Here is a 26,680-nt window from a genome sequence, read left to right on the forward strand (position 1 = left end):
TAATTATTATAAGTTTCTTACTGCTTTTTTGAATTGACGACCTCTGTCTTCATAATTTTGAAATAAATCAAAACTTGCACAAGCAGGTGATAATAAAACTGCATCTCCTCTTTCCGCTAATTTATGAGAAACTTTAACTGCTTCTTCTGCACCTGCAGTTTCTACAATGGTTTCAATTACGTTACCAAACGTATTTTTTATTTTCTCATTATCTATACCTAAACAAACAATTGCTTTTACTTTTTCTCTAACCAAAGGCAATAAATCTGTATAGTCATTTCCTTTATCTACACCACCAACAATCCAAATTGTTTGCTGATCCATGCATTCTAAAGCATAAAAAGTTGCATTTACGTTTGTTGCTTTAGAATCGTTGATATAATTAACATCTTTAATTTTAGCTACATTTTCTAAACGATGTTCTGCACCTTCAAAATTTGATAAACTTTCTTTTATGGAATCTTTTCTAACCTTAAGCAATTGAGCTGCCATTGTTGCTGCCATTGCATTTTTTGTATTGTGTTTCCCCTTTATTGATAATGATGATATTGGCATATGAAATATATCTTTTTGTATATTGATTGTGATGTTATTGTCTTTTATAAATGCACCATATTCCAATTCTTTTTCTATTGAAAATGGCACTAATTTTGCTTCTGTTTTATTCTCTTTTAACCAATTTGTAATTACGTCATCATCTGCGTCGTAAATTAAATAATCAGTCTTTTCTTGATTCTTTGTAATTTTAAATTTTGAGTTTATATAATTCTGAAAATCATAATTATATCTATCTAAATGATCTGGAGTAATATTGGTTAAAATGGCAATATGTGGTTTAAAATTTGTAATTCCATCTAATTGAAAACTACTTATTTCTAATACATAATTATCATAATAATTTTCAGCAACTTGCATTGCAAAACTATCTCCAATATTACCTGCAGCACCAACATGTAAACCTGCATTTTTTAAAATATGATGCGTTAACAATGTTGTTGTTGTTTTACCATTTGAACCTGTTATACCTACCATAGTTGCCTTGGTAAAAGCTGCTGCAAATTCAATTTCAGAAATTACTGGAATTGCATTTTCAACTAACTTTTGAACTAAAGGAACTGTATCTGGAATTCCAGGACTTTTCATGACAACATCAGCTTCTAAAATTTTAGTTTCTGAGTGTTGATTTTCTTCAAAATCTATTTGATGATGTAAAAGAACTTTTTTGTACTCTTTGGTTATTGCTCCCTTATCAGAAAGAAAAACTTTATACCCTTTTTGTTTTCCCAAAATGGCTGTACCTACTCCACTTTCTCCTCCTCCAAGAATCACCAAAAACCCATTCTCTCCTAAATAATTTAAGATTGATTTTTCTGTATTTTTTTGATGCTTCATATTTTTAATAAAAGTTGCTCATCCTTTCCCAAGGGAAAGTTAGGACAAGCACTTTTTTACCTTAATTTTAATGTTACTATTGTAAATACTGCTAATAGAATTCCTACAATCCAAAAACGCACTACAATTTTACTTTCGTGATAACTTAGCTTTTGATAGTGGTGATGTAAAGGAGACATTTTAAAAATTCTTCTTCCTTCACCATATTTTTTACGTGTGTACTTAAACCAAGAAACTTGCATGATTACAGATAAATTCTCAATAACAAAAATTCCTGCTAAAATTGGCAACAACAATTCTTTACGAATTGAAATGGCTATAACTGCAATGATTCCTCCAATAGTTAAACTACCTGTATCACCCATGAAAACCTGAGCAGGATATGTGTTATACCATAAAAAACCAATTAAAGCTCCTGCAAAAGCTAGGATAAAAACAGTCATTTCACCAGAATTAGGAATGTACATGACATCTAAATAATCTGCGAAAATGATGTTACCAGAAACCCAGGCAAAAACAGCGAGTGTAATTACAATTATTGCTGATGAACCTGCTGCTAAACCATCAATTCCATCTGTTAAATTTGCTCCATTAGAAATACCAGTTACAATAAATACTGTAATAAAAATGAAAACAATCCATCCATATTTTTCATATCCATCACCAAAAAAACTTAAGGCTTTAGAATACTCTAGCTCATTGTCTTTAAAAAATGGCACTGTTGTTTTGGTAGATTTATGTGCTTCTCCAAAAACTTGCTTTCTACCATTTTCTTGAATAATTTGTTGCTCAATTGGTAATTGTTCTTTGATAGTTACACCTTCGTTAAAATATAGCATTGAACCTACAATTACTCCTAAACCAACTTGCCCCAACACTTTAAACTTACCACTTAAACCTGCTTTATCTTTTTTGAAAACCTTTATATAATCATCTAGAAAACCAATAAAACCCATCCAAACTGTGGTAATTAGTAAAATGATGATGTAAATATTATCTAACTTAGCTAGTAAAATTGCAGGAATAAGAGTGGCTAAAATTATTATGATACCACCCATTGTTGGTGTCCCAGATTTTTGTTTTTGACCTTCTAAACCTAAATCTCTTACTGTTTCTCCTACTTGCTGTTTTCTTAAAAAATTAATTATTCGTTTACCATAAATAGACGAAATTAAAAGAGACAGAATAAACGCTGCAGCTGCTCTAAATGTAATAAACTGAAATACACCTGCACCTGGAATGCTAAACTGGGTATCTAAATATTGGAAAAAATAATACAGCATTCTACTTCTTTTTAAGTTGATTAAAACAATTAGTAACTTCTTCTAGATCCTTAAAATGAGTACGAACCCCATTTATTTCTTGATAACTTTCATGACCTTTACCAGCAATTAAAATAATATCTCCAGCATCTGATAACTTACAAGCTGTTTTTATGGCTTGCTGTCTATTAATTATTGTAAGTGTTTTGTTGTAATGTTCAGGAGAAATACCTGCTTCCATTTCATCTAAAATACTTTGTGGATCTTCAGTTCTTGGATTGTCTGAAGTAAAAATGGCTTGATTACTTAAATGAGCAGCTATGTGTGCCATTCTAGGTCTTTTAGTTTTATCTCTATCACCTCCACAACCAACAACCGTAATTACTTTTTCGTTATTGGTTCTGATATCATTTATAGTTTCTAAAACATTTTTTAATGCATCTGGTGTATGAGCATAATCTACAATTGCTGTAACTCCATCATCAGAAATAACATATTCAAAACGACCATTTACACTTTCTAACTGACTTACGATCGTTAAAATTTCTAGCTTCTCCAAACCTAATAACTCTGCAGTTGCAATAATTGCTGTAAGATTGTAGATATTAAAAACTCCAATTAATTTTGTCCAAACCTCTGTATTATCAATAGAAATTAAGGTACCTGATAATTGCTTTTCTAAAATCTTAACTTTAAAATCAGCCATTGTTTTTAAAGCATAGCTGTATTTTTTAGCTTGTGTATTTTGCAACATAAAGCTGCCATTTTTATCATCTATATTGGTTAGTGCAAAAGCAGATTTTGGCAATTCATCAAAAAACTTCTTTTTTACATTTCTGTATTCTGCAAAATCCTTATGATAATCTAAATGATCATGAGACAGATTGGTGAAAATTCCACCTGCAAAACTCAGACCTTCTGTTCTCTTTTGATGGATTCCATGAGAACTTACTTCCATAAAACAATACTCTACACCTGCCTCTAACATCATATCTAAATAGCTGTTTATAGTAACAGAATCTGGTGTTGTATGGGTAGCTTTATACTCCTTATCTCCTACCAATATTTTTACTGTAGAAAGCAAACCAACTTTGTAACCTGCCTTTGTAAATAGTTGATATAATAATGAAGCTATAGTCGTTTTTCCATTAGTACCTGTAACACCAACTATAGGAAATTTTGTTGATGGATTTTCATAAAAGTTAGACGCCATAATTGCTAATGCTTCATTAGCATCTGAAACTCTTACGTAGGTAACACCCTCTTTTCTATCAAAAGAAAAACCTTCGCAAATAATAGCTTTTGCTCCTAAAGCAATTGCCTTATCTACATATAAATGACCATCTACATTTACTCCTTTTTGAGCAATAAACACATCACCTTTACCCACTTTCCTTGAATCGAAAACGAGCTCATTCACCTCAATATTTGTGTTACCAAATACTTGCTTAATGGCTACTTTATACAATATGTCTTGTAAATTCTTCAGACTATGATAATTTTAAAGTAATGGTTGATCCTTTTTTTAATATTTCTCCTTTTTTGATAGATTGATTCTGCACTTTTCCAACTCCTGAAATCTGTACCTTTAAACCAATGTTCTCTAAAAGTGATATTGCATCCATACCATTCATACCTTTAACATTAGGCACTTTAGTATGTTCTTTTGTAATTATTTCGTTGTATTTTTTGAACTGCTTTTCTAATGCTGCAAATTGTACGTTATCATCTACAGATTGATTGTCTATAGGTGTTGTTGTATATATTTTTTGTGCAATTTCTTTAAAAACTGGTGCAGCAACTGTAGCTCCATAATACCCCTTCTTTTTATCAGGATCATGAACCACAACTATACATGAATATTTAGGTTCATCTGCAGGAAAAAAGCCAGCAAAAGAGGCTACATAATGTTTTGTAGAGTAGTAACCACCTTCCCAATTACCATCTTTATTCTTAATTCTTGGCATAAACTTTTTGGCAGTTCCTGTTTTGCCTGCCATAGAAAAGTTAGAGGAATAGATATTATCTGCAGTACCTTTAATTACTACATTCTCCATTACTTTTCTGACCTTTTTTAAGGTTTCATCAGATGCAATTTTAGGATGTACAATTTCTGTTTCGAATACAGTTTCTGCCTTATTTCCTCTTCTTAATTCTTTAACGAATCTTGGCTTAACCATTACTCCATTATTTGCAACAGCATTATAGAACATTAACGTTTGCATTGGTGTTACAGAAACTCCATAACCCCAAGACATCCACTCTAAAGAAATCTTGTTCCAACCTTTATCTGCTGGTTTAGGTATGTATGGTTTGCCTTCACCTTTTATTGGAAAACCGACCTTTTTAGTGAATCCGTATTTTTCTAGTTTACTTATAAACTTTTCTGGCTCATCATCATAATGTTCTTTAATTAACTTTACAATACCCACATTAGAGGAAACCTCAAAAACACGAGCTGCAGATATTTTACCATAACCACCTCTTCTTGAATCTTCGACCTTTTTATTATGAATATAAATTTTACCTTTTTCTGTATCTACAACAGTAGAAGTATCAATTTTTTTATCATCTAAAGCTGCCATTAAACTTGCCAACTTAAATGTTGATCCTGGCTCATGACTTTCCCAAACTGCGTAATTTCTTTTTTCGTAATACTTACCTTTAGAAGTTCTTCCTAAATTAGAAATTGCTTTAATTTCGCCAGTAGCTGTTTCCATAACCACAGCACAACCATGATCTGCTTCAAAATACTCCAGTTGTTTTAGTAAAGCATGATGTGTAATGTCTTGAATATTTACATCAATAGTTGTAATCACATCATGGCCATCTATAGGCTCTTTTTCGTTAACATCAGAAATAGGTTTCCATTGATTTTTAGCGATTTTCTGTTTCCATCGCAAACCATTTTCACCTTCCATAAAATCTGCAAATGCACCTTCTATACCAGCTTCACCTCTAAAATCATCATAACCAATAGTTCTTTCTGCAATTTTACCTATTGGATGTGCTCTTACTGTTTTGTGCTCTGCTATAAAACCTCCTCTGTACACTCCTAATTTAAAAATCGGGAATTGTTTCATCTTTAGGTAATCATTATAGCCAATATTTCTAGCCAACAACAAATACCTGTTTTTTCTTTTTCTTGCAGATCTTAGTTTGTTTTCATAATATTTTTGACTCTTACCCAACATGAAACTTAGCTCTTTAGCTAAACCAGCTACATTTTTTTCAAACACATTACCATTTACAGCAACAGCATCCATTCTAATTGTATATTTAGACATAGATGTAGCCAATAAATTACCATCTGCAGCATAGACGTTTCCTTTATTCGCGTAAATTGTATCTTGTTTGATGGTAAGTTCAGTAGAAAGCTTCTTATATTTTTCTCCTTGAAAATATTGAATGTTGATTACTCGAAAAACCACTGCAAACAAAAAAAGCGTCATAAAAGAAGCTACTATGTAGAATTTGGTAAGTATGCTTTTTTTGTGGGTTGCCAATTTGTTTTAATCTTTATAGGTTACTTTTATTTTTTTCGGTGGTGTTTCTGAAGGTTTTAAACCTCTTTCAATTGCTTTCTCTCTTATACTAGATTCCATTTTCATTCGCATTAAAATAGTACCTGTATCTACATATTCTGCTCTTAGCTCTCTTTTTTGTTTGTTTAATTCTGATATTCGAATTACTTTTTTATCTGCATTGTGTGCACTCGTAATCATTACCAACAATAAGATGACCACAAATAAGATGATACCCCAATTTTTGAAAGATGACTCATCTGTTAAAAAGCTACCTCTTAAAATATCGTATATGTTTCTTTTAACTTTAGACATATTATTTAAGCGTGGCTAACCTTAGTTTTGCACTTCTTGCTCTATTATTTATTTTAATTTCTTCTTTTGGAGGCACAATTAACTTCCCAACTTTTTTTAATGGCTCATTAGAATTTCCAAAAACATCTTTTTCTGGTTCACCTTCAAACAAACCTGTTCTAATAAATCTTTTAACCAATCTATCTTCTAAAGAATGATAAGAAATAACACTTAACCTACCTTCTTCATTTAATAAATTTGGTATTTGCTGAAGAAACTCTTTTAAAACTTCTAATTCCTCATTTACTTCAATTCTAATCGCTTGAAAAATTTGCGCTAAAATTTTATGTTCTCTTGCATTAGGTAAAAAAGCTTTAAGCACCTCTTTTAACTGAAAGCTAGTTTCTATAGGAGCATTTTTTCTTTCATGTACAATTGTTCTAGCCAATTTCCTTGAATTTCTTAACTCTCCATATAAAAAAAGAATTTCTGCTAACTTTTCTTCAGAATAATTATTGATGATTTCTTTTGCTGAGATTTTAGATTTTTGATTCATTCTCATATCTAAATCACCATCAAAACGAATTGAAAAACCTCTTTCAGCCTCATCAAATTGATGAGAAGAAACCCCTAAATCCGCTAAAACTCCATCTACTTTTTTAATTCTATGAAATCTTAAAAAACGAGAGATGTATCTAAAGTTTTCAGGAATCAATACAAAACGTTCATCATCTATAGCATTATTAATGGCATCAGGATCTTGATCAAAAGCAAACAACTTACCGTTTTTACCTAATCTTTTTAAAATTTCTTTAGAATGACCTCCACCACCAAACGTAACATCTACATAAATACCATCTTCTTTGATATTTAAGCCATCTACACTTTCTTGTAATAAAACTGCATTATGATAACTCATCTCCACCTGTATTACCCATCACCTCTTCTGCTAAATCTGAAAAATTTTCAGCAGCATTCTCAATTGCGTTTTCGTACTTCTCTTTATCCCAAATCTCAATGATATTTACAGAAGACGACATTACCACTTGCTTTTTAATCCCTGCAAATTCAGATAAATTTTTTGGTATTAAAATTCGACCAGTAGCATCTAATTCTACTACCTTTACACCAGCCGTAAATCTTCTAATAAAATCATTGTTTTTTTTCTTGAACTTATTCAGTTTGTTAATCTCAGCCATGGTTGCATTCCATTCTTTCATTGGATACAACTCTAAACATTGCTCAAAAACCGACTTTTTTAAAACGAAACCTTCTTGTAAAATAGGTGATACCTGCTTTTTGAAAGCAGAAGGAAACATGACCCTACCTTTAGCGTCAGCTTTACATTCATATGTACCTATTAGATTAATCACTTAAAAAAGATTTAATGATCAAAAATATATAAAAATTACCACTTTTTACCACTTTTTACCACATTGTTAATAAAAACAACGCTTTCTTACTGTTTATAGTATTTGCACTGTTGTTAATAACGTTAATTGAGGTAGTGTTTAATTGGTTTTTATATCATAAAAAAGAACTACATTTGCTTTTTAGTGATCTAAACAAAAATCAATGACTGACAAGTTAAAAACTGAAGATAAGTTTACATATGCAGAAGCTGGTGAAGGACCTGCAATCATTGTTTTACATGGATTAATGGGGGCTTTAAGTAACTTTGGGTCTACTTTTGATCATTTTTCAAACAACGGTTATAAGGTATTAATACCTGAATTACCTTTATACACTTTACCACTTGTACAAACCAATGTTAAAAATTTAGCAAGCTATTTGCATGATTTTTTAGCCTACAAAAAAATTGATAGTGCTTTGCTTTTAGGAAACTCTTTAGGTGGGCATATTTCTTTATATTTCACAAAACATTATCCAGAAAAAGTAAATGCTTTAGTATTAACAGGAAGTTCTGGCTTGTATGAAAATGCCATGGGTGGTAGTTTCCCAAAAAGAGGAAACTATGAGTACATAGAGCAAAAAGCAAGAGATGTTTTTTACGATCCAAAAATTGCTACAAAAGAATTGGTAGATGACGTATATGCTACTGTTAATGACAGAATGAAAGCATTAAAAACCTTGTCTATTGCAAAAAGTGCTATAAGACATAATATGGCCAATGATTTACCTGAAATGAAACTACCTGTATGTTTGATTTGGGGAAAACAAGATGGAGTAACTCCACCAGAGGTAGCCAATGACTTTCATAAATTACTGCCTAATTCAGAGTTATTTTGGATTGATAAATGTGGTCATGCTGCAATGATGGAAAGACCTGAAGAATTTAACCAAATTCTTGAAGGATGGTTAAAATCTAATAACATCTAAAACGCTTTTTATAGTGAAAATTAAGTCTGCTGAATTTGTAATGAGTAACAGTAATGTTATTAATGCACCAAAAGATAGAATACCAGAATACGCTTTTATAGGACGTTCTAATGTTGGTAAATCTTCATTAATCAACATGTTAATGGAGCGTAAAGATTTGGCAAAAATATCTGGAAAACCAGGTAAAACCCAACTTATAAATCACTTTAAAATAAACGAAGAATGGTTTTTGGTAGATTTACCAGGCTATGGTTATGCTCAAGTTTCTAAAAAGAAAAGAGTTATTTTTCAATACTTTATTGAGAATTACTTCAAAGAAAGAGAGCAATTGGTTTGCACCTTTGTTTTAATAGATTCTAGACACGATCCTCAAAAAATAGACTTAGATTTTATGCGCTTTTTGGGAGAAAATCAAATTCCTTTTTGTTTAGTTTTCACAAAAGCAGATAAATTAGGGAGCTCTAAATTAAACAAGCAAATTACATCTTACAAAAAGAAATTATTGCAACATTGGGAAACATTACCAATGAACTTTTTAACCTCTTCTTCTACAGGATTAGGTCGTAAAGAATTTTTAGATTTTATTGATAGTGTAAACGAAGACGTTGCTAAAGATTTTAAATAAACTTAGCTATAGCTGTTATGCATTCTACTAAGCAAAACTTACAAGTACTTTTTGAAGACAATCATATCATTATTGTTAATAAAAGGTCTGGAGATATTACTCAGGGTGATAAAACTGGAGATAAACCTTTAAGTGATGTTGTAAAAGAATATATTAAAGATAAATACAACAAAGCTGGTAATGTTTTTTTAGGTGTAGTGCATAGGTTAGATAGGCCAACTTCTGGAGTTATAATTTTTGCAAGAACCTCTAAAGCCTTAGAGCGTTTAAATAAAATGTTACGTGACAAAGAAATTCATAAAACCTATTGGGCTGTTGTAAAAAGTCATCCAAAGAAAGAAAAAGCAACATTAATTAATTACCTGAAAAAAAATCCGAAGAATAATAAATCTAGTGTTTTTCAAAAGGAAATTGAGGGCTCTAAAAAAGCAATTTTACATTATTCTGTTCTTAAAAAGTTAGACAATTATACACTCTTAGAAATTGATTTAGAAACAGGAAGACATCATCAAATTAGAGCGCAATTATCGAATATAGGCTACCCTATTAAAGGCGATTTAAAATATGGTTTTAACAGAAGTAACAAAGATGGAAGTATTCATTTACATGCCAGAAAAATAGAATTTATACATCCTGTGGCTAAAGAGAAAATTTCTGTTCTTGCACCAACACCTAACGAAGTAATTTGGAACGCTTGTAAGTAATTGCTATATTTAGAAAATTAAATTCTAAATGAAAGCCCTAAAATACTTTACCATTTTAATTCTACCTTTAGTAGTATACATTTCTTTTACAAATAAAGGTTGGCTTACTTATTTACCTGCACTTGTTTTTTTTGGATTAGTTCCGCTTTTGGAATTCTTTATAAAACCCAACACCTACAATTTCTCAAAAGAAGAAGAGAAAGTAGAGAAAGAGAACAAACTTTACACCTATTTATTATATGCAACTCTACCTATGCAGATTGCGTTTTTAATCTTCTTTTTTTATGCAATTCAAGAACCAAATCTTAATAACTCAGAAATCTTTGGTAGAATTTTTGGAATGGGTATTATGTGTGGAGTAATAGGTATTAATGTGGGTCATGAATTAGGTCATAGAAATCAAAGATTTGGCGAATTTATTGGTGAAATTTTATTACTTACTTCTTTAAATACACACTTTTTACCTTATCATAATGGAGGGCATCATTATAATGTAGCAACACCAAAAGACGCTGCTACTGCAAGAAAAAACGAGGTTTTATTCATTTTTTGGATTCGCTCTCATTTTACAAGTTACTTCCAAGCTTGGCAATTAGAAAACAAGCGCATGAAATCTTTGAATAGATATTGGTTTCATCACCAAAATAGAATGGTAATATATACACTTTGTAACATCCTTCTCTTAGCACTAATCTACTTTATTTTTGGTCAATTTGTTCTGCTAGCATTCATAGCAGCAGCAATAATTGGTATTCTTTTATTAGAGACCGTAAATTATATAGAACATTATGGTTTGTTGCGTAAAAAGAACAATCATGGAAGATATGAACGTGTAAAAAGAAATCACTCTTGGAACAGCAATCATCAAGTTGGGCAAGTACTACTTTTTAATTTGTCTAGACATTCAGACCATCATTATAATGGTTCTAAGCATTATCAATTATTAAAATCATTACCAGAAAGTCCACAAATGCCAACAGGTTATCCAGGCATGATGTTACTTTCATTTATGCCACCAATTTGGTTTTGGGTAATGAATAAAAAATTAAATAATCTATCATAAATACTTTATGAATCAAGAAAAAACAGTTTCTGAAGCAATTGCATACAGAAGATCAGTAAGAATTTATGACGCCAACAAACCAATACAAACAGAAATTGTTAAAAAATGTTTAGAGCAAGCTGCTTTGGCTCCTAACAGTAGCAATATGCAATTATGGGAATTTTATCACATTACTTCTAAAGATATTATAGCTAAAATTGCGCCTTTCTGTTTTAATCAAAATGCAGCAAGAACTGCACAGCAATTGGTAATTTTTGTAACGCGTAAAGATTTATGGAAAGAGAGAGCACAAGCCAATTTAAAGTTTATTGATAAAAACTTTGGAGCAAACAATCCAAAAAGCGAACAATCTAGTAGAGAAAAAACAGCGAGAAATTATTATGGTAAAATTATACCCTTTGCTTATGCCGATTTTTTGGGGATTTTAGGTTTTTTAAAATTTATAATGGTTACAGTAATTGGTTTTTTTAAACCCATTTACAGACAAGTTAGAAAAAGTGATATGAGAATTGTAGCTCATAAAACTTGTGGTTTAGCAGCAGAAAACTTTATGATATCTATGGCTGCAGAAGGTTATGATACTTGCCCAATGGAAGGTTCAGATACACTTAGGGTTAAAAACTTGTTGGGTTTGCCTTTTGGTGCTGAAATTAACATGATCGTATCTTGTGGAATTAGAGAGCCAAAAGGTGTTTATGGAGAACGTTTTAGAATTCCATTTAACGAAATCTACAAAGAAGTGTAGCTTAACCTAATCTTTTGGTTGTAAGACCAAAACATTTGCGCTTTTCTTTATTTCTGTTTCATTTAAACTCATTTTAACAAACTCTCCATCTACAAATTTCTGAGCCTGATCTTTATAATGTTCACTAAAAACATTACCTGATTGACCTGTTGGTAAAATTGCTGAACTGTTTTCTATGTCAGAAAAATCAATAACTCTTCTTGTTGATGGGCCAGCTGTAATTTTATAAACTCCTGTACTATCTAATTTAAAAATCTGATTGTTAATTACTTCATTACCTCCAATAGTTTCAAATGGACCAACATTAAAAATACTTCTTAAAACGCCACCTGCTTTGCCAATAGCATGCTCATGTTCTAAAGAAATTACTCTTTTCCACAACCAATTATCAACATTTTCTCCTAACTGATTTTCTAAAAAAGCAAACGTATCTAAAAATGAAGAAGTAATAATTTCTGCTCTAGACTCTTTTTTAGATGCAGTTTTTACATTATCCCACCAAATGGAATTTTCTCTATTAATTTGAATTGGTAATGCCTGGTCTTGCAATTGAGAATTGACAAATAACTCAAAACTTCCTCCTAATTCGTCCTTATAAGTAGCTGCTAACACTTCGTACAAAAATCGATTGTAAATAGTTGGTGCAATTGCTGTTTTTTGATAATCGCCATTCCAGTTTTCTAGAATAGAAATTGCTTTTTTCTGTGAAGCAGTTAAATTCTGCTGGTCTACATAGTGTAATAAATCATTTGCAATATCAGAAACTGTAGCAGACTGCACATCATAAATCATATTTTGTACGTCTTCTTTAGTAAAATCGTTTTTTTTATTTAATAAGGTTGATATTCTCTTAGCTCTATCTTGTGGTTGATAATAGCCAGGATATAATTTACCCCTAACAGAATCTGGCTGATTATTTGCAGAATACACGTAATTCCATGAAGGATTAACAGCTTGCGGATTTTCATTAAAAGGTAAAAATTCAGTTATTTCATCATTTCCAGAAGAACCATCTAAATACAATTTAGAAGACAAACTATCTCTTAATTGATATAGTTTAGCAGATGCAAACCAAGCTATGTTTCCTTTTGCATCTCCATACATTACGTTTAAACCTGGAGCATGAATTTTAGCAACAGCATCTCTAAATTTCATTAATGATTTTGCATGAGACATTTCATAAGAAACATGTAACTGCTCATTATTTAATTGTGTGTACAACCAGTGCATTGCTATAGGTCTATCATCATTCATATGAGATATTAAACCATTCATTATTGGGCCATGTTTAGATACTTTTACAGTAAAAGTAGTATCAGCTTCATCTTTAATTTTTATAGTTTTACTTAATAGTTCGTAATCTTTATAGCCTTCTGAGGTTTTATATTGATTTTCATTATCGCCATTATTTTCTTCTACATAAAAATTTAAATCATCATTAGCTAACATGGTTAAACCATAGGCATATTCTCTATTATGCCCTAAAAGAGGAAATGGCATTAAGGCTATATTAAATCCGTAAATTTCAAAATCTGGAGTTTTAATATGATTTTCGTACCAAACTGAAGGTTGTGAAAATCCAATATGTGGGTCGTTTGCAAAAAGTACTTTTCCATTTTTAGTTTTTTCTGGTGCAATTACCCAAGAGTTACTTCCAATAAAAGTAGACACTGGTAATTTGTCCATCAATTTACTAACTGCAGCAGAAAGCTCTCCCTTAATTTCTTTAGTTTCGTATTTATTTATGGTTAAATCGCTAACATCAGTCGTCATTATCTCATTCAAATATGCCTCACCTAACTTCTCTTTAATCTCTGTTAAAAGAGGATCTGTTTTATGAGCAACAGCAAAACTAAAAGCCATATAACCAAACACATTGTAAACATCTTTAATGGTGTAATTTTCTTTTTCTACACCCACTAAAGAGAACTCTATAGGAGTTTTACCTTCGTTTATATACTGATTAATCCCATTTAAATAAGCCTCAGTTAACAAATAAGGCTGACTGTTTTTATCTAATGTTGCCATAGTTTTTTCAGCAGCTTCTTCTATACCTAAGCCTGAAAAAAAGACATCTGTTTGTAACAAATCTTTACCAAAAATTTCAGACAATCTACCTGAAGCAATTCTTCTAATAAGCTCCATTTGCCATAATCTGTCTTGTGCATGCACATAACCCAAAGCAGTATAGGCATCTTGTTGGTTTTGTGCTTCTATATGTGGCACACCAACCTCATCAAAATAAACAGTTACTTCATCAGATAAATTATTCAATTCTAATTCTCCAGAATAATCAGGCTGATAAGTTCTAGAATATAACCAGCCACCAACAACTATTAGTACTATTAAAACTAGAATAACTTTTAAAGATTTTTTGATAAATTTCATTTGAAAATTTTTGATGTAGCCAAAGATAAAATAATTATGTTGTATTTTTGATACACTAACAATTTGATGATTTATGAATAAAATTCAAATGGTTGATTTGCAAAAACAATATCAACAAATAAAAGAAACTGTAGACAACTCAATACAAGATGTATTAAATACATCTTCATATATAAATGGCCCATTAGTTAAAGAATTTCAGAAAGATTTAGAGGCTTATTTAAATGTAAAACATGTTATTCCTTGTGCGAATGGAACAGATGCTTTGCAGATAGCAATGATGGGTTTAGGTTTAGAACAAGGTGATGAAGTAATTACTGTAGATTTTACTTTTGCAGCTACTGTAGAAGTTATTGCTCTATTAAAATTAACACCTGTTTTGGTTGATGTAGATAAGGAGACATTTAATATTGATATTAATGCACTAAAAAAAGCAATTACGCCAAAAACAAAAGCAATAGTTCCTGTACATTTATTTGGCCAAGTTGCAAATATGGATGCCATTTTAGAAATTGCAAAAGAGCATAATTTATTTGTTATTGAAGATAATGCACAAGCAATTGGAGCAAACTACACCTTTAAAAATGGTTCTCAACAAAAAGCAGGTACAATTGGAGATGTTGGAACAACATCATTTTTCCCTTCTAAAAACTTAGGTTGTTATGGTGATGGAGGTGCTATTTTTACAAACAATGATGAGTTAGCACACACAATACGTGGCATTGTAAATCATGGTATGTACGAGCGTTATTATCATGATGTTGTTGGTGTAAATTCTAGATTAGATTCTATACAAGCAGGAGTTTTAAAAGCAAAATTACCTCATTTAGATTCGTATTGTAATGCTAGAAGAAACGCAGCACGTTTTTACAATAAAGCATTGGCAAATCATTCTGCAATTGTAACACCAACTGCACAATCTAACAAGACAGCCAACTGTGGCCAAATTTGCGATGTTTGCGATTGTCATGTTTTTCATCAATACACCTTACAAATTACAAATGGTCAAAGAGATGCTTTACACAAACATTTGTTAAGCAAAGAAATACCAAATGCTATTTATTATCCTGTAGCATTACATGCCCAAAAAGCATATAAAGATGACAGATATAATGAAGCAGATTTCCCTGTAACTAATGAGCTTATAAAAACGGTTATTTCATTACCTATGCATACAGAGCTAGAGGAAGATCAATTACAATTTATTACAAACACAATTTTGGATTTTTTAAACTAAATTCATCTTATACTATTAACCCCTTTTAAATAATTAACCAATGAAAAAAATTTTAGTAACAGGAGGTCTAGGCTTTATAGGTTCTCATACAGTAGTTGAACTGCAAAACGAAGGTTTTGAAGTTGTAATTATAGATGACTTATCTAACACAACCTTAACAGTTTTAGACAGCATTACAGATATTACAGGTATAAAACCTACATTTCACAAAGCAGATGTTCGTATTAAAAGTGATATTAAAGCTGTTTTTGACGCTCATGATATAGATGGCGTAATTCATTTTGCTGCTTTTAAAGCTGTTGGTGAGAGTATAGCCAAGCCTTTAGATTACTATGAAAACAATTTAAGCTCTTTAATTTATATTTTACAAGAAATTAGAGATCGTAAATTAGACAACTTTATATTTTCATCTTCTGCAACTGTTTATGGTGAGCCAAACCACTTACCTATTACAGAAAATGCTCCTGTTAAAAAGGCTGAATCTGTTTACGGAAACACTAAAAAAATTGGTGAAGAAATTATAAGAGATGCAAGTAAAGCTTATAACATTAATGCAATTGCTTTACGTTATTTTAATCCAATTGGTGCACATGCTTCTGCTAAAATAGGTGAATTACCTTTAGGTGTTCCTCAGAACTTAATTCCTTTTGTAACGCAAACAGCTGCTGGTATTCGTGAGCAATTATCTGTTTTTGGAGATGATTACCCAACAGAAGATGGTACTGCAATTCGCGATTATATTCATGTTGTAGATTTAGCTAAAGCACATATTGCTGCTTTAAAAAGATTAATCAATAAGAATAATAAAGAGTCTTTTGAATTCTTTAATATTGGAACAGGTAAAGGAACTTCTGTGTTAGAGGTAATTAATACTTTCGAAAAAGTAAACGACTTAAAATTGAACTATAAAATTGTAGGTAGAAGAGATGGAGATGTAATGTCTTGCTATGCTGATACTACAATTGCAAATAAAGAATTGAATTGGAAAACAGAAATTGGGCTAGATGAAGCCTTACGTTCTGCTTGGCAATGGCAACAGAAACAATCTGTTTAAAAACAAAAAAACCTCAAAAGCATATGATGCTTTTGAGGTTTTTTTATTTTAGTAAACTTTAATTATCCTTTAACAGGAACAGAAACTCTAGTTTTTCCCCAACCTAAATGCATCATTGCTTCTTCATCTTCACCATCAAAAACAATAGAAAAAGCTTCTAGACTATCTTTACCTTGAGAAACCTCTGCTTCTACTCTTGCAACATCTTCTTTTTCATCATAAAAGTAAGAACCCCAAACATTCTTTTGGTTACTTAAAATTACAGTCCAATTACCATCTGTAGGAATTGTAAATAAGGTATATGTACCTGCTTTTACTTTTTTATCTCCAAACATTACATTTTTATAAAATGTAATTTCTGCAGCTTCATTTGCACCTGTTCTCCATACTTTTCCATTTGGAGCTAATTTGTCTAAAGACCTCCCTTTTAATTGTGGCCTACTATAAATCACCTTTACAAGCTTATCTGCTTCTCTCCAATTAGTTGGGTAAGATGCAGCATCCATAGGACTTACATCCATTTTAGGAAATTCTTGAGCAGTAACTTCGGTTGATGAAATTAAGGCGATTGTAAAAATTGCGATTGATAAAATTGCTTTTTTCATGTATATTAAATTTTAGTTTTTGTTGTATCTCTGTCATCCAAAGTTATAAAACCTTGCACAAAAGCGACTTATTTTTTTAATGACAATTGCAGTCTGAACTACAACCTTTAGATTGTTTTGTAGGCAATACATACTTTTTAACTAAAAAAAGTAGTGCAAATGCTAACAAAATATAAACAATAATTTCTTGCATTAACTTAATATTTGATAGGTTAATAAAGAGGAAACATAAGCTAAAAATGCCATTCCAAATAATTGAATTAAAGGCCATTTCCAAGTTTTTGTTTCACGTTTAACGATGGCTAATGTTGCCATACATTGCATAGCAAACGCATAAAAAACCATTAAAGACATACCTACAGGAAAATTAAATCGTTTTTTACCTGTATCTGGGTTTATCTCTGAAGCCATTTTTTGTTTAATGGTAGTTGTATCTTCATCATCTGCTTGTACACTATAAATAGTAGCTAAAGTACCTACAAAAACTTCACGAGCTGCAAATGAGGTTATTAATGCAATACCAATTTTCCAGTCATAACCCAAAGGTTTTATAGCTGGTTCTATAGATTTACCCAACATACCAATGTACGATTTCTCTAATTTGGTTGATGCTATTCTTTGCTGAATCTCTTCTTGATTTAAATTCTGATTTTCAACTTTGGCAATTACAGTTTGTTCTGCATTCTTAAACTCATCACCTCCATTAGAAGCCAAAAACCAAAGAATAACAGACAATGCTAATATTATTTTACCAGCGCCAAAAACAAATGCTTTTGTTTTTTCTACAACTTCGTAAAACACATTTTTAAAAGACGGTAATTTATAATTTGGCATTTCTACTACAAAAAATGACCTCGATTTTATTTTTAAGGTTTTATTTAAAATGTATGCTCCTAAAATTGCAGAAGCAAAACCAAGTGCATACAACAGTAATAAAACCAAACCTTGTAAATTAAGAAAACCTAGTATTTTAGTATCAGGAATAATAAGTGCTATCAAAATTGCGTAAACTGGTAAACGTGCAGAACAAGTAGTAAAGGGTGTAACTAAAATTGTAATTAAACGCTCTTTCCAACTAGAAATAGTTCTTGTAGCCATAATCGCAGGTATAGCACAAGCAGTACCAGAAATTAACGGAATTACACTTTTACCATTCATACCAAATCGTCTCATGATTTTATCCATTAAAAACACAACTCGACTCATGTAACCAGTTTCTTCTAAAATGGCTACAAATAGAAATAATATGGCTATTTGTGGAATAAAAATTACAACTCCTCCAATTCCAGGAATAATACCTTCTGATAATAAGTCTGTAAAAACGCCTTCAGGCAAACTATTTCTAGTAAAATTTGACAATTCTGCAAATATACCGTCAATAAAATCCATTGGTACAGATGCTATATCAAATATAGATTGAAAAATGATAAGTAAAATCACAAAGAAAATAGCATAACCAAAAATCTTGTGAGTAAAGATTTTATCTAACCTGCTTCGTAAATCTTTTGCTTTAGATTTATCTACAATGTAGGTTTTCTTTAAAATTTTATTTATTTCTTGATATCTGTAAATCGTTTCTTTATGCTGATATTTCTTTAATTTAGGTACATCTTGTTTAAATGCTAAAAGCTTTTCTTTTTCTTCTTTGGTAATGGTATCTGGATAATTATTTTGAGTAACCATTAACCACAATTCATACAAAGAGTAATTAGGACTTATTTTTTTAAGATTCTCAAAATAATCTGGATCTATCTTAGAGTTAATACCACATAAAGGTGATGCTTTAGCTGCAACATGACAACGAATTATAGCCTCTTTAACCTCTTTAATACCTTCATTTTTTCTTGCACTTATTAAAACAACCTCTGTATTAAGTTCTTTTTTTAATAATGACAAATCAATAGAAATACCTTTTCTGGTCATTTGATCTACCATATTAATGGCTAATACTGTTGGTATTTCTAAATCTTTAATCTGAGAAAAAAGCAAAAGATTTCGTTTTAAATTTTCTACATCTGCAACTACTAAAATTACATCTGGAGATTCTTTAATGTCTTTTTTAAGTAAGGTTTTTAAAACAATACTTTCATCTAAAGAAGTAGGGTTTATACTATAGGTTCCTGGTAAATCTGTAATAATCGCATTCTGAGTAGCAGAGAGTTTACTTTTACCTAGCTTTTTATCTACAGTAACTCCTGGGTAATTCCCAACTTTTTGATTTAAACCTGTAAGTTGATTAAATAAAGAGGTTTTACCTGTATTTGGATTACCAATTAAAGCAATTTTTATATCGTTTTTAGACATTAAATTTCGCTTTTAAGAATTTGAATAATAGCTGCAGTTTCTTTTCTAATAGCCAAATGGCTACCATTTACACAAATATAAATAGGATCTTTTAGCGGTGCTTGTTGTATTAATTCTACTTCTGCACCAGGCAAACAACCCATTTCTAATAATTTTAAAGGTATTACATCTAGAGACTCTTCAGAAATATATCCTATTTCACCAATACGTAAAGTGGCTATTGTGTTCAAATTTTTTAATTTGGTTAGCAAAGATAATACTTTAGAATGATTCTAAACAAGTTATTTGCGTTCATATTCTTCTTTTAACAAAACCATATCGTCTTTCAACTTTTGCATGTCTTCTTTGTTAGTTCCATCATAATAACCACGTATGCGTCTTTCTTTATCTATTAAGACAAATTGCTCTGTATGTATAAAGTCATCCTCACCTCCATCACCATCTTCAATAACAGCAAAATAACTTTTTCTGGCTAGGTCATAAATGTGTTTTTTAGCACCTGTGGTTACATTCCATTTACCATCAATAACCCCCTTATTTTTAGCATACTCTTTTAATACAGGAACACTATCCATAACTGGAGTAACAGAATGACTTAGAAACATAATATCATTATCATCTTTATAATATTCTTGAAGCTCGTTCATATTATAAGCCATAGCTACACAGATATTGGTGCATCTTGTAAAAAAGAAATCAGCAATGTAAATTTTATCTTTATAGTTTTTCTGAGTTATGGTTTCGCCATTTTGATTTATTAACTCAAAATTTGCAATGGTATGATCTTTTGTAATATGCTTAATAGATTCATGCACCAAACTTGGGTTTACATCTGAAGGACTATATACTTTTAACTTCTTATCTACTTTTAACAAGTGATAAAATACAGGTACAGTTACTGCTGAAAAAACAACTAAAAATATTAGTGTAGCCTTACTTTTCTTAAAAAATTTTACATCCATAAAAAGCGTCTATTTTGCAAATTTACGGCTTAATAAAATGCTATAAAAGCGGTCTCATCTTTATTAAACCTAAAAGAGTGTTAATTTACTTTATCAACATTTAACTTTACTTTTTAAACTCTCTTTAATAATGTACCTTTGTTGGTTATACAAACAAGCGTTATTACTGAATGGAAATATTAATTAAAGCATCACAATTTATTTTAAGTTTATCTTTATTAATTGTTTTGCACGAATTAGGGCACTTTATCCCTGCAAAATTGTTTAAAACAAGAGTAGAAAAATTCTATTTATTCTTCGATTATAAGTTTTCTCTTTTAAAGAAAAAAGTTGGTGAAACTGTTTATGGCATTGGTTGGATTCCTTTAGGAGGTTATGTAAAAATTTCTGGAATGATTGATGAAAGCATGGATACTGAGCAAATGAAACAACCTGCTCAGCCTTGGGAGTTTAGATCAAAACCAGCTTGGCAGCGTTTAATTATTATGTTGGGTGGAGTTTTTGTAAACTTTGTGCTTGGTATTTTTATCTACATTATGTTAATGTATTCTTATGGAGAACGGTATTTACCAAATGATAATTTAAAAGATGGTGTTTGGGTACAAGATTCATTAGCTATGAATTTAGGATTACAAACAGGTGATAAAATATTATCTGTAGACGGACAAAAAGTAAAGAAGTTCTCTGGTCTTTCTTTAGAATTTATTAATGGTAATAATTTTGAAATTGAAAGAGAAGGCAAAATAATTGACAAGAAAATTCCTACTGATTTTATTTCTCAATTAATGGATAGAGGAAAAGATGCTGGCCCATTTATATATCCTCGTTTTCCTTTTGTAATTGGTAAAATCTCTGAAGACTCACCAAATGTTGGTTCTGCTTTACAAGAAAAAGACATTGTTACCAGCGTAAATGGAACTCTTTTAAAGTATTATGATGAAGCTGAAAATGTATTATCAAAATACAAAGGTCAAGAGGTTACTGCAACAGTAATAAGAGAAAAACAAGAAAAAGAAATTACGCTTAAAATCACAAATGAAGGTAAATTAGGGGTTGTTTTTACAACACTGCCTTTATCAGATTTAGAGAAATTAGGGTATTATGACCTAGCCAATATAGAATATAGTTTTGCTGAAGCTATACCTGCAGGTTGGAATAAATCTTGGAAAACTTTAACAGATTATGTAAAACAATTAAAAAAGATTTTTAACCCAAGTACAGGAGCTTACAAAGGCTTAGGAGGATTTATTTCTATTGGAAGTATTTTTCCTGATGAATGGAGTGCAGAATCTTTCTGGAATATAACTGCTTTCTTATCTATTATGTTAGGGTTCATGAACTTATTACCTATACCTGCTTTAGATGGTGGTCATGTAGTGTTTACACTTTGGGAAATGATTACAGGAAAAAAACCAGGAGATAAATTCTTAGAATATGCGCAATTAGTAGGTTTTGTTTTACTTATTGCACTTTTATTATTTGCAAATGGGAATGATATATTTAGACTTTTAAAATAATATTACAACACATATATTAAAAAAGCCTCGCAAACTGCGAGGCTTTTTTTTTTAAACTCTTAGAGACCTATTAATAAAAGAAAAGTACGTGTAATTTGTATTACACTTATCACAAGCGTAACTTTTTGTGCCTGGAATTAACTTTACTGTTAGTTTTCGCCTCATTCTGTGCCTAGACACAGATTTACATCTTGGACAGGCTTTCATTGATTTGGTAATTTTAGTTAGCGTTAACCAAATGTACTAAAAATCAGATAGATATAGCTATAATTCTTAAATTATTAAATTATTTAGAAATTGCTTTCTCATTTTTCCAATCAATCCACTTTTGACCTTTTACTCTTCTCATGATAGTATCTATAGTTCTCATAATAAAAACATTATACAGAGCTTTTCCTAAATTTTTTGGATTTCTAGCAATTGCTCTTAGACTCATAGAAAAACCTGGAGTAATATATTTCATGTAATGCCAATAACCTTCAGGCATATACAATACTTGGCCATGCTCTAAATAAGTAGTATATCCTTTGGCTTTTTTAAGATTTGGCCATTTCTCAAAATCGGGATTCGAAAAATTAATATCTTCTCTTGTAATTAACGAGTATGGTATTTTATATAAGTGCTTATTTTGCTTTTGATCAAAGAGAATTACTTCCTTTTTACCTTCAAAATGAAAGTGAAAAATATTAGCTAAATCAATATCATAATGCATAAATGTATAAGAATCTGTACCTCCAAAAAATAACATTGGTAGTCCTTTCATTAACCGCAAACCAAAATCAGGAAACTTGTAATCCTTTTGTAATACAGGCACCTCTTTTAACACATTCCATAAAAATATTCTAAATTTTGTAGGCTTACTTTTAAGTAAATCTACATATTCAGACATTTTCATTTTTGCATGTGGCTCATTAAAACCGTCTTTAAAATCTACAGGTCTGTCATCATATAAAGGCACAATTTTATCACCAGCAACCTCTTTCATATAGTCTAAAGACCACTTAGAAAAAGCTGGCCAATCTTCAATAAATCTTTCTATCACCACTGGTTTTTGTGGCTTAAAATAATTTTTAAGAAAGTCTTCTTTTGTTATTGTTTGTACTCTATCTATTTGAGATAAGTTTAAACTCATACTTCATTTAATTGATTTGCAAAGTTAAGAAATCGTTAGGAAAAGTTTATAAAGAAAAATAGACCATTAACTTTTAATAAAGTTGATGGTCTATATTATGTTTTACTAATTAAACTAAATTTAGAAATTATAACGCAATCCAAATAAAATATTACTTGGAGGCATTGGCACAAAGCCACTTTCTATATATTCAGCATCAAAAATATTATTTGCTGTAATTGTAAAGCTTACTTTGTTTACATCTAAAATAATTGAAGCGTCCCAAACATTGTAACTCTGACCTGTAGTTCTTTCTGCATGCTTGTACATGATATTTTGTCTCACATTCTTGAAGAAAGAAGTAGATAGTTGTGTGATAAATTGATGTCTTAACGTATTTAATGAATAACGAGATAAATCTGTATTCTGATCTATAATATCATCCTCTAAATAAGAATAACCCACTTTTAAACTTTGATTAAAATCATTTAATTTAAATAAATAAGTGGCATCAAACTCTAAACCTTTTGTATTTACTTCTGCAATATTGGTAGCTGTAAATACACCTGTTGCAGTATCTGGCCTTATATAATCTATTAAATTATCTGAATCTCTATTAAAAACTGCAAATGATGCAAAAAAGTTACTGCTATTAAACTTTACACCTACTTCTTGAGCAAATGCACTTTCTGGTTCTAAATCTGGATTACCTGAAGTTGCAGGATCTGAATAATACAAATCTGTATAAGTTGGCACTCTATACGTATATCCTACATTACCATAAGCTTTGAAATTATCTGAAAGTTGAATTCCTAAATCTAAACCAGGAAAAGCGTTGAAATCAAAATCTGAAAAATAAGTTACAGCAACTCCTGGAGTTACATCTATATTATCTCCAATTTTAAACCTGTGTTCTAAAAAGAAATTAGCTAAAGTTCTGTTTCTATCTCCTAAATTATTACTACTTATAGAAAAACGAGAAACATCTATTCCAAAACCAGTAATACCTAAGCTAGATGTATAAGAAACATTTGTTTCTACACCTATTTTATTAGTAATGTGTAAATTTCTAAAAAAATCTGGATCATCTCTTTTTAATAAAAATATATCTTGACCTCTTCTCCAATAAATTCTAGGTTTAATTTTAAAATTACCTGTATTGAAAGTTGTAGAAAAACCAACTAAACTATTTTGAGTTTCTTCATACTCATTCCAAGCAGGATTAGTCGTATAAAAATTTTCTGCACCGAATTTCTTATCGAAAAAAGTAGCAATCATTTCAATTGGCTGTTTGTTTTTATTAAAAACACCCTTTAGAAAATAATTGTAGTTGTTATAATCTGAGTTATTTCTGTAACCATCAGAAGTTAAAGCACCAACATGTGCAATAAAAGACGAATTCTTAAACTCTTTACCCACAGTTATAGAACCATTTAATTGCCCAAAAGAACCTGCTTCTACATTTGCAGAAACTGTGTTTTCTAAATCCTTTTTAGTAACAATATTAATAGCACCTGTAAATGCATTCTGCCCAAAAACTCTGGCAGCAGGTCCTTTAATAATTTCTATTCTCTCTATAACTTCTATTGGTAAAGCAGCATTCATAGTATGATGCCCAGTTTGTGCATCATCCATCTTAATACCATCAATTAACAATAAGGTTTGATCAAAACCACCACCTCTAATGTATAAATCTGCTTGGCTACCTGCAGTACCTCTTCTTCTAATATCTACACCTGCTACTAATTGTAAAAGATCTGCAACATTGGTTGCTGCACTATTTGCAATATCTTTACTTGTAACAATGTTTATGGTTCTAGAGTTTTCTTTAAAAGGTAAATCTATTCTAGTTGATGTTATTACAACTTCCTTTAAAGTATCATTTTGTACAGTATTCGATTGTGCCTTTATAGTTGTAACACTTAATAGCACTGCAATTAATAATGTAATTTTAATTTTCATAAATAGTGATTTAAATAGACTGCAAAAGTCGTAACTTTATAAGCGCAAAAAATAGTCCGGTTTTTAAATGGCAAGTAGTCCACTTTTATCAATAATTCAAAAAAACATCAATTTTGATAAATTTAAAACGCAAGCAGTTTACATTCAGGCTGCTCAAAATTTTATTGGCCTATTTCAAAGAAAAATCATTCTAGAAAAAACAAAATTACCAGGAACAAGAGCACTAGCTAAAACTTTAGAAATACACAGAAACACTGCTGTTGCCATTTATGATGAGTTAGCTTCACAAGGCTGGGTAGACATAAAACCTAATAAAGGAACGTTTGTATCTGTTAGAAAAACATCTTCTAATAACAAAAAGAGTAAGACCAATTTTTCTACAAAATCTACGATTTCTGAAAGTACTGGATTCCATTTTCAAAAATCGTTTCATTTAGCATCAACAGTGCAATCTACAGAAGCAAAATACTCTGTAAATGATGGTAAGCCAGACTTACGTTTGCATCCTGTAAATCAATTTACGAGATGGTATAGTGCAGCCATGAAGCGCAAAACTTTAATTCAAAAATGGAACAGACCACAAGAGGCTTCTCTTTCTATGTTTCAAACACAACTATGTAATTACTTAAATGCTACAAGAGGTTTACATGTAAGTCCAAAAAATTTAATTAGCACTAGAAGTACTGAAATGAGTTTGTACATTGTGTCTCAGCTTCTTATTCAAAAAGATGATGTTGTTTTGGTAGGCAATTTAAGTAATTATGCATCAAACATGATTTTTCAGCAAGTAGGTGCACAGCTTATTACGATACCAGTTGATGAGGAAGGTTTAGATGTAGAGTTTATCAGAAAAAATTTTATTAAAAGTAGCATTAGGTGTGTTTATGTTTGTGCTCACAGAGATTACCCAACAACCACTACCTTAAGCTCTGAAAGAAGAAAAGCTTTATTAAAATTAGCCAAAGAATTTGGATTTGCTATTATTGAAGATGATTTTGATTATGATTTTCAATTTGATGGTCCACCCTCTTTACCAATGGCAAATTCAGACGAAAATGGAATGGTAATTTACTTGGGTAAACTTGGCCAATCTTTGTTTCCTAGCTTTCAAACAGGCTTTGTAATTGCTCCAGAAAATTTAATTCAGGAAGCTAAAAACTATCTTTATTTATTAGATGAACAAGGAGATCTTATACAGCAACAAATGCTATCTGAACTTATTAATGAAGGTGAAATTTATAGAATGATGCAAAAAAATATTGTAATCTATAAGGAACGTAGAGATTATTTACATCAACTACTTACTCATAAATTTAAGAAAATTGCTACTTGGAAAATTCCTGATGGTGGACTTGCAATTTGGTTAACTTTTACACCAACAATTTCTCTTGTAAAATTGGCTGAGCAAGCAGAACAAAACAATTTATTTTTACCTAAAACTATCCTCTATCAGAATAAAAGTACATGTGCTATTCGCTTTGGCTTTGGACATTTAAACAAAGAAGAATTAGAAATTGTCATCTTAAAATTAAAAGAAGCTTATAAAAATGTAGTAGGGAATATTTTAGTTGATTAAACACTAAAAAATTAA

The 26,680-nt window shown here is 30.6% G+C and carries 23 protein-coding genes; 9 read left to right on the plus strand and 14 right to left on the minus strand.

Features of this window, described 5'->3' with window-relative positions; all coding sequences use genetic code 11:
• Positions 1 to 6: 6 nt before the first annotated feature.
• The 7 genes from murD to mraZ are packed head-to-tail and all read right to left on the minus strand — an operon-like array spanning position 7 to position 7,845.
• The gene (murD, locus tag LPB302_RS07105; RefSeq protein ID WP_053974218.1) at positions 7 to 1,392 is read right to left on the minus strand and encodes a UDP-N-acetylmuramoyl-L-alanine--D-glutamate ligase; all 1,386 of its coding nucleotides are present in this window, start codon (positions 1,390 to 1,392) and stop codon (positions 7 to 9) included.
• Between the two features lie 56 nt (positions 1,393 to 1,448).
• Positions 1,449 to 2,675 carry a phospho-N-acetylmuramoyl-pentapeptide-transferase gene (gene mraY, locus LPB302_RS07110; protein WP_053974217.1) on the minus strand — a complete coding sequence of 409 codons (1,227 nt, stop codon included), beginning with the start codon at positions 2,673 to 2,675 and terminating at the stop codon, positions 1,449 to 1,451.
• 1 nt (position 2,676) lies between these two features.
• On the minus strand, positions 2,677 to 4,143 hold the full coding sequence (locus LPB302_RS07115; protein ID WP_053974216.1) for a UDP-N-acetylmuramoyl-L-alanyl-D-glutamate--2,6-diaminopimelate ligase: 1,467 nt from the start codon (positions 4,141 to 4,143) through the stop codon (positions 2,677 to 2,679).
• Position 4,144: 1 nt separating this feature from the next.
• Complete coding sequence (locus LPB302_RS07120; protein ID WP_053974215.1) at positions 4,145 to 6,106, minus strand: penicillin-binding protein; 1,962 nt, start codon at positions 6,104 to 6,106, stop codon at positions 4,145 to 4,147.
• A 60-nt stretch (positions 6,107 to 6,166) separates the two neighbouring features.
• Entirely contained in the window at positions 6,167 to 6,493 is a 327-nt protein-coding gene (locus LPB302_RS07125) for an FtsL-like putative cell division protein (protein WP_053974214.1), read from the minus strand.
• 1 nt (position 6,494) lies between these two features.
• Positions 6,495 to 7,391, minus strand: coding sequence for a 16S rRNA (cytosine(1402)-N(4))-methyltransferase RsmH (rsmH, locus tag LPB302_RS07130; protein ID WP_053974213.1), 897 nt, complete (start codon positions 7,389 to 7,391; stop codon positions 6,495 to 6,497).
• Positions 7,378 to 7,845 (minus strand): division/cell wall cluster transcriptional repressor MraZ, encoded by a 468-nt coding sequence (mraZ, locus tag LPB302_RS07135; protein WP_053974212.1) that lies wholly within the window; start codon positions 7,843 to 7,845, stop codon positions 7,378 to 7,380. Before mraZ ends, rsmH begins: the two co-directional genes overlap by 14 nt.
• A 202-nt stretch (positions 7,846 to 8,047) precedes the next feature.
• Here mraZ and LPB302_RS07140 point away from each other — a divergent pair, with 202 nt between their 5' ends.
• Genes LPB302_RS07140 through LPB302_RS07160 form a run of 5 tightly spaced genes read left to right on the plus strand, consistent with a single transcriptional unit; the run spans position 8,048 to position 11,949 of the window.
• The gene (locus tag LPB302_RS07140; RefSeq protein WP_053974211.1) at positions 8,048 to 8,812 is read left to right on the plus strand and encodes an alpha/beta fold hydrolase; all 765 of its coding nucleotides are present in this window, start codon (positions 8,048 to 8,050) and stop codon (positions 8,810 to 8,812) included.
• Between the two features lie 13 nt (positions 8,813 to 8,825).
• Complete coding sequence (gene yihA / locus LPB302_RS07145) at positions 8,826 to 9,437, plus strand: ribosome biogenesis GTP-binding protein YihA/YsxC (RefSeq protein ID WP_053974210.1); 612 nt, start codon at positions 8,826 to 8,828, stop codon at positions 9,435 to 9,437.
• A 17-nt stretch (positions 9,438 to 9,454) separates the two neighbouring features.
• Positions 9,455 to 10,141 (plus strand): RluA family pseudouridine synthase, encoded by a 687-nt coding sequence (locus LPB302_RS07150; protein ID WP_053974209.1) that lies wholly within the window; start codon positions 9,455 to 9,457, stop codon positions 10,139 to 10,141.
• Positions 10,142 to 10,169: 28 nt separating this feature from the next.
• Entirely contained in the window at positions 10,170 to 11,204 is a 1,035-nt protein-coding gene (locus LPB302_RS07155; RefSeq protein WP_053974208.1) for an alkane 1-monooxygenase, read from the plus strand.
• A 7-nt stretch (positions 11,205 to 11,211) separates the two neighbouring features.
• The gene (locus LPB302_RS07160; protein ID WP_053974207.1) at positions 11,212 to 11,949 is read left to right on the plus strand and encodes a nitroreductase family protein; all 738 of its coding nucleotides are present in this window, start codon (positions 11,212 to 11,214) and stop codon (positions 11,947 to 11,949) included.
• Between the two features lie 6 nt (positions 11,950 to 11,955).
• Here the strand turns inward: LPB302_RS07160 and LPB302_RS07165 are convergent, their stop codons facing one another.
• Positions 11,956 to 14,337, minus strand: coding sequence for a penicillin acylase family protein (locus tag LPB302_RS07165; RefSeq protein WP_053974206.1), 2,382 nt, complete (start codon positions 14,335 to 14,337; stop codon positions 11,956 to 11,958).
• 73 nt (positions 14,338 to 14,410) lie between these two features.
• On the opposite strand from LPB302_RS07165, the gene LPB302_RS07170 reads away from it, so the two are divergent.
• A complete protein-coding gene (locus LPB302_RS07170; RefSeq protein WP_053974205.1) occupies positions 14,411 to 15,574 on the plus strand; it encodes a DegT/DnrJ/EryC1/StrS family aminotransferase in 1,164 nt (387 codons plus the stop codon).
• Positions 15,575 to 15,614: 40 nt separating this feature from the next.
• Positions 15,615 to 16,628 (plus strand): UDP-glucose 4-epimerase GalE, encoded by a 1,014-nt coding sequence (gene galE / locus LPB302_RS07175; RefSeq protein ID WP_053974204.1) that lies wholly within the window; start codon positions 15,615 to 15,617, stop codon positions 16,626 to 16,628.
• Positions 16,629 to 16,690: 62 nt separating this feature from the next.
• Here galE and LPB302_RS07180 read toward each other — a convergent pair whose 3' ends face one another.
• The 4 genes from LPB302_RS07180 to LPB302_RS07195 form a co-directional block, all read right to left on the minus strand.
• Entirely contained in the window at positions 16,691 to 17,233 is a 543-nt protein-coding gene (locus LPB302_RS07180) for a DUF2911 domain-containing protein (RefSeq protein ID WP_053974203.1), read from the minus strand.
• A 192-nt stretch (positions 17,234 to 17,425) separates the two neighbouring features.
• Positions 17,426 to 19,537, minus strand: a complete 2,112-nt coding sequence (feoB, locus tag LPB302_RS07185) for a ferrous iron transport protein B (RefSeq protein WP_053974202.1) — start codon at positions 19,535 to 19,537, stop codon at positions 17,426 to 17,428.
• The gene (locus LPB302_RS07190) at positions 19,537 to 19,767 is read right to left on the minus strand and encodes a FeoA family protein (RefSeq protein ID WP_053974201.1); all 231 of its coding nucleotides are present in this window, start codon (positions 19,765 to 19,767) and stop codon (positions 19,537 to 19,539) included. The genes feoB and LPB302_RS07190 overlap by 1 nt, the downstream gene beginning before the upstream one ends.
• A gap of 51 nt (positions 19,768 to 19,818) precedes the next feature.
• Positions 19,819 to 20,499 carry an SCO family protein gene (locus tag LPB302_RS07195; protein ID WP_053974200.1) on the minus strand — a complete coding sequence of 227 codons (681 nt, stop codon included), beginning with the start codon at positions 20,497 to 20,499 and terminating at the stop codon, positions 19,819 to 19,821.
• 170 nt (positions 20,500 to 20,669) lie between these two features.
• Between LPB302_RS07195 and rseP the strand changes: the two genes are divergently transcribed.
• A complete protein-coding gene (gene rseP / locus LPB302_RS07200) occupies positions 20,670 to 22,016 on the plus strand; it encodes an RIP metalloprotease RseP (protein WP_053974199.1) in 1,347 nt (448 codons plus the stop codon).
• Positions 22,017 to 22,302: 286 nt separating this feature from the next.
• Here the strand turns inward: rseP and LPB302_RS07205 are convergent, their stop codons facing one another.
• Positions 22,303 to 23,148, minus strand: coding sequence for a cupin-like domain-containing protein (locus LPB302_RS07205; RefSeq protein ID WP_053974198.1), 846 nt, complete (start codon positions 23,146 to 23,148; stop codon positions 22,303 to 22,305).
• Positions 23,149 to 23,268: 120 nt separating this feature from the next.
• Positions 23,269 to 25,089 (minus strand): TonB-dependent receptor plug domain-containing protein, encoded by a 1,821-nt coding sequence (locus LPB302_RS07210; RefSeq protein WP_053974197.1) that lies wholly within the window; start codon positions 25,087 to 25,089, stop codon positions 23,269 to 23,271.
• Positions 25,090 to 25,156: 67 nt separating this feature from the next.
• Here LPB302_RS07210 and LPB302_RS07215 point away from each other — a divergent pair, with 67 nt between their 5' ends.
• Positions 25,157 to 26,665 (plus strand): aminotransferase-like domain-containing protein, encoded by a 1,509-nt coding sequence (locus LPB302_RS07215; protein ID WP_053974196.1) that lies wholly within the window; start codon positions 25,157 to 25,159, stop codon positions 26,663 to 26,665.
• Positions 26,666 to 26,680: the final 15 nt, after the last annotated feature.

It is taken from the genome of Polaribacter dokdonensis, assembly GCF_024362345.1.
Classification (GTDB): Bacteria; Bacteroidota; Bacteroidia; order Flavobacteriales; family Flavobacteriaceae; genus Polaribacter; species Polaribacter dokdonensis.